Annotated in this window: 17 protein-coding genes; 6 read left to right on the top strand and 11 right to left on the bottom strand. The window is 69.9% G+C overall.

Annotation, left to right across the window (positions count from 1 at the left end; all coding sequences use genetic code 11):
- Positions 1 to 321: 321 nt before the first annotated feature.
- Positions 322 to 1086 (bottom strand): hypothetical protein, encoded by a 765-nt coding sequence (locus tag ACFOYU_RS11710; RefSeq protein WP_377033693.1) that lies wholly within the window; start codon positions 1084 to 1086, stop codon positions 322 to 324.
- A 144-nt stretch (positions 1087 to 1230) separates the two neighbouring features.
- A complete protein-coding gene (locus ACFOYU_RS11715; RefSeq protein ID WP_377033694.1) occupies positions 1231 to 3564 on the bottom strand; it encodes a hypothetical protein in 2334 nt (777 codons plus the stop codon).
- Between the two features lie 382 nt (positions 3565 to 3946).
- Between ACFOYU_RS11715 and ACFOYU_RS11720 the strand changes: the two genes are divergently transcribed.
- From ACFOYU_RS11720 to ACFOYU_RS11745, 6 genes are all read left to right on the top strand, one after another.
- Positions 3947 to 4273, top strand: coding sequence for a hypothetical protein (locus ACFOYU_RS11720; protein ID WP_377033695.1), 327 nt, complete (start codon positions 3947 to 3949; stop codon positions 4271 to 4273).
- Positions 4270 to 4860 carry a lysozyme gene (locus ACFOYU_RS11725; protein ID WP_377033696.1) on the top strand — a complete coding sequence of 197 codons (591 nt, stop codon included), beginning with the start codon at positions 4270 to 4272 and terminating at the stop codon, positions 4858 to 4860. The genes ACFOYU_RS11720 and ACFOYU_RS11725 overlap by 4 nt, the downstream gene beginning before the upstream one ends.
- The gene (locus tag ACFOYU_RS11730; RefSeq protein ID WP_377033697.1) at positions 4857 to 5219 is read left to right on the top strand and encodes a hypothetical protein; all 363 of its coding nucleotides are present in this window, start codon (positions 4857 to 4859) and stop codon (positions 5217 to 5219) included. Before ACFOYU_RS11725 ends, ACFOYU_RS11730 begins: the two co-directional genes overlap by 4 nt.
- A 306-nt stretch (positions 5220 to 5525) precedes the next feature.
- Complete coding sequence (locus ACFOYU_RS11735; RefSeq protein ID WP_377033698.1) at positions 5526 to 5891, top strand: hypothetical protein; 366 nt, start codon at positions 5526 to 5528, stop codon at positions 5889 to 5891.
- 222 nt (positions 5892 to 6113) lie between these two features.
- The gene (locus ACFOYU_RS11740; RefSeq protein ID WP_377033699.1) at positions 6114 to 6305 is read left to right on the top strand and encodes a hypothetical protein; all 192 of its coding nucleotides are present in this window, start codon (positions 6114 to 6116) and stop codon (positions 6303 to 6305) included.
- Positions 6305 to 6619, top strand: coding sequence for a hypothetical protein (locus tag ACFOYU_RS11745; protein ID WP_377033700.1), 315 nt, complete (start codon positions 6305 to 6307; stop codon positions 6617 to 6619). The genes ACFOYU_RS11740 and ACFOYU_RS11745 overlap by 1 nt, the downstream gene beginning before the upstream one ends.
- A gap of 280 nt (positions 6620 to 6899) precedes the next feature.
- Here ACFOYU_RS11745 and ACFOYU_RS11750 read toward each other — a convergent pair whose 3' ends face one another.
- The 9 genes from ACFOYU_RS11750 to ACFOYU_RS11790 all read right to left on the bottom strand — a co-directional run bounded on the left by ACFOYU_RS11750 (position 6900) and on the right by ACFOYU_RS11790 (position 12714).
- Positions 6900 to 7433, bottom strand: a complete 534-nt coding sequence (locus ACFOYU_RS11750) for a hypothetical protein (protein WP_377033701.1) — start codon at positions 7431 to 7433, stop codon at positions 6900 to 6902.
- Between the two features lie 2 nt (positions 7434 to 7435).
- Positions 7436 to 7798 (bottom strand): hypothetical protein, encoded by a 363-nt coding sequence (locus ACFOYU_RS11755; RefSeq protein WP_377033702.1) that lies wholly within the window; start codon positions 7796 to 7798, stop codon positions 7436 to 7438.
- Between the two features lie 91 nt (positions 7799 to 7889).
- On the bottom strand, positions 7890 to 9176 hold the full coding sequence (locus ACFOYU_RS11760) for a relaxase/mobilization nuclease domain-containing protein (protein ID WP_377033703.1): 1287 nt from the start codon (positions 9174 to 9176) through the stop codon (positions 7890 to 7892).
- A gap of 106 nt (positions 9177 to 9282) precedes the next feature.
- Complete coding sequence (locus ACFOYU_RS11765; RefSeq protein ID WP_377033704.1) at positions 9283 to 9573, bottom strand: hypothetical protein; 291 nt, start codon at positions 9571 to 9573, stop codon at positions 9283 to 9285.
- Entirely contained in the window at positions 9573 to 10064 is a 492-nt protein-coding gene (locus tag ACFOYU_RS11770; protein ID WP_377033705.1) for a hypothetical protein, read from the bottom strand. The genes ACFOYU_RS11765 and ACFOYU_RS11770 overlap by 1 nt, the downstream gene beginning before the upstream one ends.
- A gap of 61 nt (positions 10065 to 10125) precedes the next feature.
- Positions 10126 to 10788: a hypothetical protein gene (locus tag ACFOYU_RS11775; RefSeq protein ID WP_377033706.1), complete on the bottom strand. Its 663-nt coding sequence runs from the start codon at positions 10786 to 10788 to the stop codon at positions 10126 to 10128.
- Between the two features lie 157 nt (positions 10789 to 10945).
- On the bottom strand, positions 10946 to 11800 hold the full coding sequence (locus ACFOYU_RS11780) for an ArdC family protein (protein WP_377033707.1): 855 nt from the start codon (positions 11798 to 11800) through the stop codon (positions 10946 to 10948).
- A 53-nt stretch (positions 11801 to 11853) separates the two neighbouring features.
- A complete protein-coding gene (locus ACFOYU_RS11785; RefSeq protein ID WP_377033708.1) occupies positions 11854 to 12168 on the bottom strand; it encodes a DUF736 domain-containing protein in 315 nt (104 codons plus the stop codon).
- A 234-nt stretch (positions 12169 to 12402) separates the two neighbouring features.
- On the bottom strand, positions 12403 to 12714 hold the full coding sequence (locus ACFOYU_RS11790; protein WP_377033709.1) for a hypothetical protein: 312 nt from the start codon (positions 12712 to 12714) through the stop codon (positions 12403 to 12405).
- Positions 12715 to 12744 lie beyond the last annotated feature (30 nt).

Consider the following 12744-nt stretch of genomic DNA (forward strand, 5'->3'; position numbering starts at 1 on the left):
CACTGATCAGTCGAAGGACAGCCTTCCGTACCGAGGGGAACTCTGTGTGGGCGGGACCAAGATTGTTCGCGCTACCAAAGTGTATTGTCAGAGCTGGTTGAGATGCATGCTTGCCTTTCACCGTTTCCTCCTGACGCTTCTATTATTACTCCGAGGTCCTTCTTCGCCTGGAACCATGATGAAACCAGGTGTTATGGGAGAAAGCCAGTCCTTTTGACTTGCGCACGAATGCTGATGCTGACGAGGACCTGGATGGGGTATTGGACAGCGGGGGTGTGCAATAGCGAAACAACCCTCCACCGGCCCCTATCGCGCGCCGGCCTAGTCCAGGCCCGTCCTCGCCTGCTCCATCGTGAGCATGAGGTCGACCGCCTCGGAGAACCGGAAGGCGAAGTCGTCATGGGCCTTGGCGGCCACCCCGGCGAAGTCGAACTGGGGCTTGTCGTAGGTCTCCTGCCGGTAGGCGGCCACGAGCAGCCGGGGCGTCGACATGTTGATGACCTGACGCAACCCGCGCTGGCGGGGGATCATCATGGTGCTGCGGTCCGGGCGCTCCCAGATGCCGTCCACCCCGTACAGCCGGGCGAAGAACACGGGGCGCCGGGCCTGGTCGCGCTGCTGCGTCCGGGCCGAGACGGGCTTGTCCTGCCCCGTCAGGCCGGCCCGGCGGGTGAACCCGCGCAGGATGCCCCGCTTCATGCCGCCGTGCCGGTTGTCGATGAGCTCCTTGGCGACGGGCATGAACAACCACTCGGCGCCGGGGCCGATGTTGCCCGGCCGGCGGACGCCACCGCCGCCCCCCTGGACCTGGAACCACAGGTAGGCCGACTGCCGTTTCATGACGAACACGCGGGCGGTCGGGTTGCCGTGCAGCACGGACTGCTTCGAGACCGCCTTGACCCCGAACGCCTGCCGAACGGTGAACGAGGTGGGGCGGTCGAGCACGTCCTTGACGTGGGCCCTCAGGGCGTCCCTGGCGGCGTACATCGACCCGTTTAGGGCGTACGCGGTCGCCTCCGGGAGGATGAAGGAGGCATAGCTCCCCAGGTATGCCTCCCAGGCCTTGAGGTCGACGGTGACGCCCATGTCCATGCTCATGCCGGGAGGATGGGGCCAGGGCCGGGACCGCGCACGGGTGCCAGAACGACGAAACCCGCCCTCCGGGTTACGGAAGACGGGTTTCTCTCAGAGTGAGGTGCAAACTGAGCGCCATCCCTGGCAGTTCCGAATCTAGTGCGTGCCGTTGCGAGGGACAATCCCCCACGGGTCGTTCGGGAGGACGATGTCGGCGTCCCGCCCGGCCACGCGGCGGTACTTGCCCCGGCACAGCACCCGGTCGGCCGCGTCCTTGCGCTTCGCCCGGCGCCGGGCGGCCTCCTTGCGCTTCGCCTCGGCGGCACGCGCCTCCGCCGCCTCGTCCCGCACGGCCACGGGGGCCGGGGGCAGCGGGGCGTGCAGGGCGGCCTCGAACAGGGCATCAGCCGCGTCGTCGGCCAGGCGCTGGGCCTCGTCGCGGTCGTCATGGTCGATAACCCGAAGCCCCAGGGCGGCCAAGGGGCAGGGTTTCTGCGACGGGACGGGTGAAGAGACGTCCGACGCCTCAAGGGTCTCCACGGAGCCTCCCAGGGCCTGGACCGTCGAAACGGGGGCCTGACGGTCAGAGGACGGGGCGGAGGCTACGCCCTTGGACAGGTCCGAGGAGGTCACGGAGGAGACGGCAGGGACAGGGCGGCGCAGGGAGGCGACCAGGGACACGGGACCACGCGATCCCCCCTCCAGGGCACCGGCGACAGGCACCTGGGTGACGGCGGGCCGGCGCACCAGGGTCACCGGGACGGAGGTCCGGGGTGCCGGGACCGGCAGGGCCACCGGGGCGGGCAGGCCCCCAGCTACCACTTGTGTCACTTTTTTGGAAGAATCCTTGATGACGCAAGGGGTTAGGACATTCACGATCCGGAGGTAGGCGGCCTGCATGATGGCCTTGACCTGCTCCATGTAACGGGCGGGGACGACCACGCTGTCATGGACCGGCAGGGCCGGGATCGCGGCGGCCATGCAGTCGAACAGGACCTCCCTCATCACCCTGCTGTCGACCCGCATCAGGCGGATGCCGGCGTCGGAGCAGATGGCGTCGGCGATGCTGGCGTTGTGGGCGATGGCGGCCTCCAGCAGGGCCACGGTGCGCTTGCGGCTCAGGCGCCACCGCTTCTTCGGGTCCTTGGCCTTGCGACGGGCCATGAGGGCGCCGACGGCCTCTTCCAGGCTGGCCGCGTTGATGGCTATGTTCAGGGCCAGCTTGCAGGCCGCGCGGAGGTCCTCGAAGCCCGACACCTTGTAGGGGTCGAATCCCTCGGCGACGATGTCATGGCCCCGCTCGGCGTAGAGGATGGTCGGGTGCATGGCCGAGAAGTCCAACTCGACCGTCCGCATGCCGTTGAGCATGAGGCCTGGGCGCCAGTCGGACGGGATCGATTGCCAGTAGCCATATAGGCGGCCGTGCAGGTCCCAGCGGCCGCGGGAGAACACCTGGTAGACCTGCGGGTAGAGGGTCGGGCAGACGACGCTCTCGACGGTCTCCCTAGTGCCGTCGTCGTGGATGATCTCCTTCGGGAAGCGCCACTGGCCGCGCTCGGTCGGCTCGACCCCCGGCAGGGTGACCGTGAAGGAGCGCATCCACATGTTCAGGGCATTCAAATCCTGCATCAGCGCCCTGGTCACCGCGCTGTGCTTGAAGGGCAAAAGGTTGCCGTTCTCGTCTTTCAGGCGCAGCGGCGCCTTGAGCTCGGGGTTGTGCTGCAGCTCGACGCCGTCGAGGAGCTCCAGCAGGCGGTCCGTGGCCCAGAACGTCGACTGGGTGCCGGGCACCCGCTTCTTGCCGCCGCCGGCGACGCGCAGGCCGAGGAGGCCGGCGGTTGCCAGCTTGCGGACACCATCGGCGATGTTGGCGTGGGTGTAGCTCTTGCCCTCGTACTGGGCCCGACGGGTGTAGTGCGGGCGGTGGAACGACACGGAGCACCGGCGGCCGGCGTCGGCGGCCATCAGGGCGGAACCGAAGATCGCGCCGAAGGCAGTCAGGACCTCGCCGCGGCGGCCCTTCCGGTCCTTGCGGGTGGAGGGCGCGGGCAGCTCGACCCCGGCCTCGGCCAGGATCCGCTCGACGACCTCCGCGGGGACGAGGCGGTCGAAGCGGATGGCGTCGTCGGCGTGCTCGGCGGCGGTCTCGGCCGCGACCACGTCGACCGGCAGGTAGTCGCCGGTGGCGGCCGGTGCGGGCTGCTCGATCTGGACGGGGACCGTCTCGGCGACGGGGGCGGAAACGGCCGGGGCGGTGCGGGCGAACGACGCGATCAACGCGCGGGCGCAGGCCTCGGCGTCGTCTTCGTCGACCTCGTCCGGGTCGGCCGTGAAGCCGGTGTACTCGAAGGCGCGCTCGGCCGGCTCGACCGGCAGCGGGATCGGGGCATCGGGGTAGTAGGCGATCTGGGGGATCATAGGGGCCTCGGGGATGGTGTGTCGCTCGCGAACCGGGGGCACCTCTGCCCCGTCGCAAGCCCAGGCTGCCATGACGCCTAGCCAGGTCAAAATGCCGAATTGCTTAACCTTACCCGCCGGTTAACCCGTCGCCGCGGCGGCGGCGCGACCCCGCCGATAAGCCGCCAGGACGCCCGCCAGGGGGTCGAGTCCGCGCCGACCCTTGTCCGGCGATTCCCAAAAACAGGCCGCCAGAAGGTGCCTCCAGAGGCCTAAAACCCCCCTGAAATAAAGTTGGTCGCTCAGGTCCAAGCGGGCTTTCCGGGCCCGCCGGGGCCTGAATCCGGTGCCGAATCCATGTGAAAGGGCGCCGAATCGTCAATCCGCGGGCGCGAATCCAGGCCGTCGATTCGGTGCCTTTCCGTGACCGGTCCCGTCCGTGGCTGACCCTGGTGCTGTCACCGTGAGGCAGCCCGTGCAGTCGATCTCTCCAGTCCCCTGCGACGTCCGCGTCGACCGCTCCGGCGGCCTGCGCGCCCGCGTCACGCACCATGCCGTCCGCCGCTACGTCGAGCGCGCGCTGCGCGTGGGCGAGGACCTGATGGACGGCGTCTCCGACAGGGACGCCGTCGAGGCCTTCAAAGGCATGGGCTTCCCCGTCGGCGCGATCCGCGACCGGCTCGCCTACTTCGGCGGCGTCCTCCTGCAGTTCGGCGCCGACGGCCTCGTCATCGACGGGATCGGGCTCGTCCTGATGGAGGACCGGGTGGTGACGGTCAAAGCGAAGAGGCACCGCGCATGAGAAACGTCACCCCCTGGGGCGAGAACCTGATCACCAATTTCGAGGGCTGTGTCCTCAAGGCCTACCGCTGCAGCGCGGGCGTCCTCACCATCGGCGTTGGCCACACCAGCGCCGCCGGATCCCCGGTCGTGACGGCCGGCATGGTCATCACCCGTGACCAGGCCATGGCCATCCTCCGGGCCGACCTGGACAAGTTCGAGGCCGGGGTCGAGCGTCTGCTCAAGCGGCCGGCGAAGGATTGCGAATTCGATGCTTTGACATCCCTCGCGTTCAACATTGGACTCGGCAACCTCTCGGGCAGCACCGTGCTGCGCAAGCACAACGCGGGCGACACCCAGGGCGCGGCCGACGCGTTCCTCGCCTGGAACAAGGCCCGGGTGAAGGGCGTGCTCACGCCCCTGGCCGGCCTGACCCGGCGCCGCAACTCCGAGCGCCTGGCCTACCTCGGGATCCGGGACCTCGACTTCGACGGCAGGAAGGATTCGGGCGAGCCGGTCTACGGCCTGCGCGTCACCTTCGAGGACAACATGGCTGACGAGGTCCAGGTCGCCTTCGAGGCCGAGCTCGCCGGGAGCGCCTTCGCATGACCGCGCTGCTCGCCTCTCCGCTCGCCCGCCGGCTGCTCGGCGCCGGCCTCCTGGTTGTCGCCGCGGCGGCTGCCTGGCTCTACGTCGCCGGCCTGCGCCGGTCCCTGGTCGAAGCGCAGGCCGCGGCCATCGTCGCGGAGGGTAAGCTGGCCGGGGCCGAGGCCCTGCTGATCCTGCAGGACAGCCAGCACAAGGCCGTGCTCGACGCCGTCGCCCGCGAGCGCCTGCAGGCCGACGAGCGCGAGCGCGCCATGGCCGACGCGCACGCCCGGCTGGAGCGCGTGCCCGTCGACCCGGCCTGCCCGGGGACGCCCGCCGTCATCGACGAGGCCCTGGACATCCTCGGGAGCAAGCCGTGAACCTGATCAACCGAATCCCATTCATCCCGCTCTGGCCCTTCGGTGTCGCCGTGATCGTGCTCGCGATGGCCCTGGGCGGCTGCGGCGAGCGCCCGCAGATCACCGTCCAGGCCACCGGCCCGGACGTCCCCGAGCACCTGCTGACCTGCCAGGACGAGCCGGCCCCGCCCGCTCGCCCCGGCCCGGCAAGCCCCGCGACCCGAAGGCGGTGGCGCACTGGCAGGTCGACCTGGCCAAGGCCGGCCGCGACTGCCGCACCAAGCTCGGGAGCGTGCGCGGAATCCTCAAGCTGGAAGGAACCGAGTGATGGCCGACATGAACAACCTCTTCGGGGTCGAGGTCGGCCACATCGTCGCCGGCATCGCCGGGGGCGTCGTCCGGGCGCTCACCCGGCCCGGGCAGACCCTGGCCGCGAACGTCTCCACCGCCGTCGTCGGCGTGCTCTGCGCGGCCTACGCGACGCCCGTCGTCAAGACCTGGCTCGGGCTTGCCGATGCCGACATGGCGACGCAAAACGCCATCGCCTTTGGTCTGGGCCTGATCGGGATGTCGCTCGCCGAGGGCGTCATCAGCCTCGGGAACGCGTGGGCCCGGCGCCCGCGGCTCCCGGCCGGCGCCCCCGCGGCCGACGTGGTCAACGCTGCGGCGGACGCGCAGGAATCCGCCAAGTGATCGCCGACCTGGTCATCCGGCTGCTCGTCCTCGCCGTCGTCCTGGTGTGGGCGCTGCCGAGGCCGTCGGCGCGCTGGAGGCTCGCAACGTGAGCCCTGAACATCGTCTTAGGATTCGTCGCCATCCTGGTGGCCTGCGCCCTGGTCCCCGTCGGCCGAGCGCAGGCGCCTGAAGCCACACAACAAGCGCAGGGCGACAGCGCGATCTGAAGGCCTCCTCGCCATGCCGTTTGTGCCTGCCCTCGCTATCCTCTTCATCGCCCTCAAGCTCATGGGCTACATCGCCTGGAGCTGGCTCTGGGTCCTGTCGCCGATCTGGATCGTCGCCGCGATCTACCTGGTCGCCCTCGTGCTCGCGGTGCTCCGCCTCCGCCGGATCGAGCGCGAGATCCACAAGCGGACCGGGGGGCGCTGATGGGCCGGATCCCCGCCCTGCAGATGGAGATGTGGGCCGACGCGCACCGGGGCTTCCTGCGCTGGGCGTCCCTCGTGCTCGGCTGCGCCCTGGGCCTGGCGGTGGTCGGCTGGACCTGGGTGCTGCCCCTGGTCGCCCTGGGCCACGCGGTGGCGGTCTACGCTGTCCTCCTCGTCCTCTACGCCGCGACGGCCGACCCCTGGCCCGAGACGGCCGACGGCGTGCACGAGGACCTGCCGGCGGACGAGCCGCTGGAGCCCGGCGTCGTCGTCTCCGTGGTCGACGGCACGATCATTCCATTCCGCCCCAAGTAATCGGAAGTAAACCGGCCTGCGCTACGCACGTGCCGCCCAAGCCCTTGAATAACAAAGCCCCGACCGCAAGGCCGGGGCTTTTGATTTCCCGCTCACAGGGAGCGGATGGGACACGCCAGCGGCAGGCGCTAGCGATCAAAGGGTTGCCCGCTCTCAGGGAGCGGATGTCGTCGTCCAGGAGGACCACAGTCCAGACGTGTGGTCTGCCCGCTCCTTGGGAGCGGATGACCCACACTACCCCTGGCCGCCCGGATTCGGCAACGATGGCGAGGCCGCTTGGTTAAGCCGCGGTTGCCAGCGCTGCCTGCCGGGCAGCCTGGGCCGCGTCGAGGCGCGCCCGTTCCGCCCCGGTCCGCGTCCGGTAATCCTGGCCCTTCCAATGGTAGCGCCCCCACCACAGGAAGCGTGAGGCCTGGACCCCCTCCGCCAGGACCTCCCGCTCGGCCTGCTCCGCCCGCCACTCGGCCGGCGTCCGTGCCCGCACGCTGGACGGGATCCCGTACTGCCCGGCGACCTGGTCATGGGCCTCATGGTAGGCCTGCTCGTAGGCGACCTCGGGCTGCCCGTCGGCGTACACGCATCCGGTCGGCTGGAGCAGCTCGTGGCCGGCGGGCAGCGCCGCCCGGAGCACGGCGAGCTGCGCCCGCCGGCCGGCATCCTGCGCGGCGAGCCGGCCCCGCAGATCGGCGATGACCGCGTTGGCCCTGCCGATCTCGGCGTTGGCGTTGTCGAGACGGGCGCTGAACACGTCGCGCACGGCCTCGACGGAATGACGGTAGCCGAGCGCCATCCCGATGCGGTGGAAATCCAGCATGATCAGTCTCCCGTTCCGAAGGTGACGACGTCCGAGGCGCAGCGGTCGCTGTCGACGGACAGGCGGTCGCCCGCCAGGATGAACCGGCCGAGCGGGCCAGCGACGCCAACGATGAAGCCCTGGTGGAGGCGGCCCTGGCCGACGCTCTTGTGGGAGGTCCACCTCTTGCTCCGGGTGTCGGTGACCTGGCAGTCGAATTGCACGTTCCACGCGCCCGGGCCCGTGCGCTCGAACAGGGCGACCGTGTCATGCGACACGTGCCCGCGGACCTGACGTGTCTCGGCGCTCCACATCGGCGCGTCGAGGTCCGGCTGCGCCAGCGCCGGGCCGGCCGTCGCGACGAGTATCAGTGCTGCCGCTCTCACGTCGGCCTCCTCTGTTGACCTCAGAGAGTCCAGGAAAATGCGCCGGCGCTCAAGGCGTTACGAGGGATTGTCCCCAACGCAACGCCCTGGATCAGCGCCCGTTCTTGCGCTCCCATGCGCGGTCGATGGGAACGCCCCAAATCGAAACCTCGCCGGTCCAGACCCAATCGTCCGGGCCGGCGTATCTCTTCCGCATGCCCTCCAGCCTGTCCGCCAGGTGCTCCGCCTCGCGGATCCAGCGCGCCTCCGCCCTCACGCGGGCAGCGAGCGCAACGCGGCTAGCTCGCGGGAGAGCCTGGAGACGTCGGAGCGCAGCAGCTCCAGGGCTGCCGCTTGGTCGTCCACCGCCGCCACCAATTCGCCCAGCACCGTCAGCAGGTCGCCCGCCGGGTCCGGCTCGTTCTCCGGCGGCTGCAGCGCCGACAGCAGCGCCTGCACGACGGTCGAGAGCGTCCTGACGTCCCGGGCCAGGTCCTGTTGGGCATTGGGATTGAATGAGTGTGAAGACATTGGCTTCTCCTGGAACGTGATCAATGAGTGTCATGCCGGCGAGCCGCGCCTTGACGGCGGCTGCCGGAATTCTGTCGCCGTCAATCCGGCGTGACGCGGCGCCGAGGACGCGCGTCGCCAGGTGCGCTGTCCCCGTCGCGTCGACGATGACGGCCCCGCTGCGCCCCTGCCTGAGGTCCAGGCCGCGCTCGCGCAGCGCGGTCACGAACCCGGCGCCGTCGGCCGAGGCCTTCCAGGCGTCCAGGGCCTTGCGCTGGATCTCGTCGAGCGGGATCCCGGTGCGCTCCTGAATGAGCCGCTCCTCGGGCGACAGGTCAGCGACCGGTCGCTCGGTCATGGTCTGCCCGCTCAAAATGAGCCAGTCGGCCACGTCGTGCCGGTTGTCCTCGCGCAGCCGCCGTTCGATGGCGCGGGCGTGCTTGCTGGGCACCGGATGCATGCCGAATTCGCATTCGACGATGCGCGAGCACATCTCCCTGCGCAGGTAGTCCCAGGACAGGTCGATGACACCGCCGTCCGGGCGCACGAGGCTGTAGACGCGGTGCTCATGGTGCCTCGAATGTTTGACGTGCCGCGCCCCGCAGTAGGGCTGCTCGGTGAGCCCGAACTCGGCCTCGAACAGGGACCAGAACCGGTCCAGGGCGGCCTGCGAATCCGTGATCCCCGGATCCGGATCGGCGTGGACGTGGTAGCACACCTTGTCGGTCCGCCCGCCGAGCGCGCCGGCCACTAGCTCGGCGAGCTGCCCATGCAGGTCCGGGCTGCCCAGGCCGCGCGGCTCGACGACGTGCACGGACTCGTTCTCGGCCTTCAGCAAGTGAGCGCTCAAAGCCTTCCCGCCCTTGCCGCGGACTGCACCGGAGATCATCGGCCACCTCCGATGATGACGGACAGGATCGTCCCGAACGACAGTGACAGGCCGACCATGGCCGGCCAGAAGTCGCGCAGGAACTGCTTGGGGGTGCGACCGCCTCTCATGCCGCCCTCCGGATCGAGTTGGCGGCTTCTTCCGTCGTCAGGTCCGGCATCGCCTTCCTCAGGGCGAGGTAGGCCGCGACCTGGTCGACGGCGAGCGCGACGCCCTTGCGGGCAGCCTGGGCCCGGGACCGCTTGGCCACCGGCGACAGCGGCGACAGGCCACGGGTCCGCTTGCTGACGCACGGCACGGTGACGCCGAGGTCGCGCGCCACGTCTTCGAGGAAGTCGCCGGCCGCCACGCGTCGGCGCATCTCGGCGACCTGATCGGGGGTGAGGTGGCGCGCCATCACACATCCCTCCCGGCCCGGGCCACCATGGGCACCAGCGCCGCCCGCAGGCGGTCCAGGCCCCCGATGATCTTGTCGATCTTCGGCGGCTGCGACCGGGCCGGCCCGTAGAGGCTGCCGACTTCCCTGACGAGGCCGGCCAGCACCTGCAGGTCCTGGTCCGGAATGCGCGGGCGGCGGCCCGAGGCCCGGTCGGCGTCGCTCTCCAGGCCGAGCCTGTCGAGGATGAGCCGGCGCACCAGCGCGGACTCGGTGATGCCCTCGGCCTTGGCGGCCGCTTGCAGGCCGCAGCGCAGGTCGCCCGACAGGCGCATGGTCATGACGCCACCGAGCTTGCGGTGGTCTACCCGGGGTGCACGGGGCGGAGCCCCTGCCCAGTCAGCCGGAGGCGTCTGGAGGTGAGGAAGCCGGGACGGCTGTATTACCTCCATGGCTGGCTTAACTCCCTTTTCTGCCGTTTCCGTTTCCGCGGTGTCATACAAGTCGGTCATACAGGCCTCCTCAATCGTCGCCGGTGGTGGTCGGGGTCAGGGCCGGCATGCGCGCTGCGGCCTATTCCGCGATGGCCTCCATGACGCCCGTGGTGCCCTGGCCGGGAACCTGCCCGGGCGTCCCTGCGGGTCTGGCCGGAGCCCCTGCCTGGCCGCGGCGGCCACGCTCGGCGGCACGCTTGGCGCGCTCCTCCGCCAGCGCCGCAAGGGCGATGCGGACCTCGGACGGGATGATCAGGTCGGGCGGCGCCCTGCGGGCAAGCCGGTGGGCCCGGACCTGGATCTTGGTGAGCTCCTCGCGGCCGCGCTCCCAGGTGTTGATGTCGGTGACGGCACGCTCGCGCAGGTCGCGCTCGAAGGCCGCGCACATGCGCTTGTTGGCGAGGCCGGTGTTGCCCATCATCGGGATCCGCCCGCCTGCGAAGTAGATCGCTCTGAGGTACTGGTAGACGATCCCGCCCAACTTGATCTTCGCGGCGCGGATCTTGTCGGAGGACGGGCGCAGGCTGTTGCCGTCCAGGGCCTTGGCGATCCACGTGCAGCTCAACGCGAACGTCGGCGTCGGGGGCATCTGCCGCAGAGGCCGACCGGCCGTGCCCGCGCGGGGCGGCGGCGGGTACTTCTGGGCAAGCGCGCCCGTGAACAGGTCCGGTCGCGCGGGTCGGTCGAACCCGAAGAATCTGATGAGGGCGTGGAGCAAAAGGGCCTCCTGTATTACCGCCATGAGAGGAATCCCCGCCGCTGCAAGCCACAATGGCCGCGGGCGTCTTTCGCCGTTTTTGTTGCCTTCCCCCTCGGTCAGGCCGACGTCGGGCCGACGTGCGCCTGACGAAAGGCGCACGCTCTAAAATCGCCTGCTTTGACAAAGGGTTGCGGGGCGCTCACGGCGCCCCGGCCCCCTTGAGGTAGTCGACGGCCTTTGACGCCAGGGAAGCCGCGGTGAAGACGGCGCGCGAATCGTCCTGCAGGAGGCTGATCCAGCTCTTGATGTAGATGGCGTGCTGCGGGTGGGGCTCCGAGGCCTCCAGGCCGAGCTCCGCCATCAGGAACGCGGCGCCCAACTCGGCGACGAGCTCCTCAGCGGCGTACTGGCGGGTCTTGAACCGGCCCGTCAGGTCCCGGTTGAGCCGGCTCTCGTGGCCGGTCGCGTGGACCAACTCGTGGAACAGGGTGCCGTAGTAGCCGTCGGCGCCGACGAATCGGTCGCGTGATGGCATCCGCACCAGGTCCTGGGCCGGGATGTAGCAGGCTGCCTCACCGCCGTGCTCGATGCGGATCCCGCTGCTGATCGAGAAGTCCTCCGCGTGCTGGATCGGGTCGAACCCGCCGGCTGGGATGGTGTCGAGGGGCTCGGCGCCGTCGACCTGGGCCGCGTTGAAGGCGTAGGACGCCCGGGCCACCATCCGGCGGCCGTCGTCGCCCTCCTCGGAGGGGTCGACTTGGAAGTCCTTGTAGAAGACCACGAGGGAGCTCTTCTCGCCCTTGCGGACCTGGGCCCCGAGCTCCTGCCACTGGCGGTACGTGGCCCACCGCGGGTCGCCGTAGCCGTGGACCTGGTTGGCTACCCACAGGGACACCGTGTTGATGCCGCGGTAGCTCTTGCCGGTCAGGGCGTTGCGGGGGAGTCCACCGCGGGTGCGGTGCCAGGGGCACTGCCAGTTGCTGACGTCTGCGGTTTCGAGGGCGTCCAGGATGTGCTGGGTGACGGTGGCGTGGATGTCGAATGTGCCGGTCATGATGCTGTCCTCCGGGTGAAGTGGCGGGGCCCGCTGGAGGCGGGCCCGGTTGCTCAGGCCTGCTCGCGGCCGTTGAGGAGGAGGGAGAATCCGTCCCGGCCCTCGACGAGGACGGGGTAGATCGGGAGGCCGCCGAGAGCGGGATCCGTGAGCTTGAGGCTGACGTACTCGCCGCCCTTCTTGCTGGTGCGGCTCCAGCCGGCGCCGACCTCGCGCATGTCGTGCAGGACGCGGAAGTCGGGGGCCTTGTCGGACCCGGTATCCGTGGCGGGGATGATGTCGAGGGGAGCCTTGAAGGCCAGGGTCTGGATGTGGCCGGTCCAGCCGGTGCCCACCTTGCGGAAAGAACCCAGGTTCGTCGTCGTCATTGTCGTCTCCTTCGGTTGGGGTCGCACCGCGCGACGTCGTGGCGGTCTGGGCGCCGCACGGGACCGATCCGCACCGGAGGCCGGAACGAAGTGGAGGACAGCTTGCTGTTGCGGAGGACAGGGACCGGTAGGCGATGACCCGCCAAAGAGAGAGGTCGGCGTGCGTCTCCCGTCCGCCCGGGAGACGGTTGACGGCGGGCCTGCGGTGACCTGGTGGTGGGCTGTGCTGCCCGGCTATCCCTTGCCGCCCGGGATCACCGTCAGCCTGCGCATGGGCGGGGGAACGTCCGGAGGCCTCGGCGGACCGTCCAGGTCGATGAAGCGGGCGCCGCATCTGGCGTCGTACTTGCCGGGCGGGCGGCGGCCAGGCTCACGCCGCCACGGGCAATCCAGCGCCAGGCGCTCCAGCAAGTCCGGCATCGCGATCTCCGGGCCGAACTTCGCCGCCAGGCGGGCGAGCCGGTACTGGCCGCTGCGCCCGCACAGCGCGCAGCCCACGCGCACGACAACGAAGGGATAGCTGGATAGCCGGTCCGATTCTTCCATGCCGCAGAATGCGAACGGAATGAGAACGCC

Origin of the sequence: Microvirga sp. GCM10011540 (genome assembly GCF_042650665.1) — a bacterium.
Classification (GTDB): Bacteria; Pseudomonadota; Alphaproteobacteria; order Rhizobiales; family Beijerinckiaceae; genus Microvirga; species Microvirga lenta.

Bases quoted from the DNA above. Each gene is read 5' to 3' on its own strand.
- ACFOYU_RS11710 (WP_377033693.1), bottom strand. From the start codon at position 1,086: ATGGGCGTCACCGTCGACCTCAAGGCCTGGGAGGCATACCTGGGGAGC.
- ACFOYU_RS11715 (WP_377033694.1), bottom strand. From the start codon at position 3,564: ATGGCAGCCTGGGCTTGCGACGGGGCAGAGGTGCCCCCGGTTCGCGAG.
- ACFOYU_RS11725 (WP_377033696.1), top strand. From the start codon at position 4,270: ATGAGAAACGTCACCCCCTGGGGCGAGAACCTGATCACCAATTTCGAG.
- ACFOYU_RS11730 (WP_377033697.1), top strand. From the start codon at position 4,857: ATGACCGCGCTGCTCGCCTCTCCGCTCGCCCGCCGGCTGCTCGGCGCC.
- ACFOYU_RS11735 (WP_377033698.1), top strand. From the start codon at position 5,526: ATGGCCGACATGAACAACCTCTTCGGGGTCGAGGTCGGCCACATCGTC.
- ACFOYU_RS11740 (WP_377033699.1), top strand. From the start codon at position 6,114: ATGCCGTTTGTGCCTGCCCTCGCTATCCTCTTCATCGCCCTCAAGCTC.
- ACFOYU_RS11745 (WP_377033700.1), top strand. From the start codon at position 6,305: ATGGGCCGGATCCCCGCCCTGCAGATGGAGATGTGGGCCGACGCGCAC.
- ACFOYU_RS11750 (WP_377033701.1), bottom strand. From the start codon at position 7,433: ATGCTGGATTTCCACCGCATCGGGATGGCGCTCGGCTACCGTCATTCC.
- ACFOYU_RS11760 (WP_377033703.1), bottom strand. From the start codon at position 9,176: ATGATCTCCGGTGCAGTCCGCGGCAAGGGCGGGAAGGCTTTGAGCGCT.
- ACFOYU_RS11765 (WP_377033704.1), bottom strand. From the start codon at position 9,573: ATGGCGCGCCACCTCACCCCCGATCAGGTCGCCGAGATGCGCCGACGC.
- ACFOYU_RS11770 (WP_377033705.1), bottom strand. From the start codon at position 10,064: ATGACCGACTTGTATGACACCGCGGAAACGGAAACGGCAGAAAAGGGA.
- ACFOYU_RS11775 (WP_377033706.1), bottom strand. From the start codon at position 10,788: ATGGCGGTAATACAGGAGGCCCTTTTGCTCCACGCCCTCATCAGATTC.
- ACFOYU_RS11780 (WP_377033707.1), bottom strand. From the start codon at position 11,800: ATGACCGGCACATTCGACATCCACGCCACCGTCACCCAGCACATCCTG.
- ACFOYU_RS11785 (WP_377033708.1), bottom strand. From the start codon at position 12,168: ATGACGACGACGAACCTGGGTTCTTTCCGCAAGGTGGGCACCGGCTGG.
- ACFOYU_RS11790 (WP_377033709.1), bottom strand. From the start codon at position 12,714: ATGGAAGAATCGGACCGGCTATCCAGCTATCCCTTCGTTGTCGTGCGC.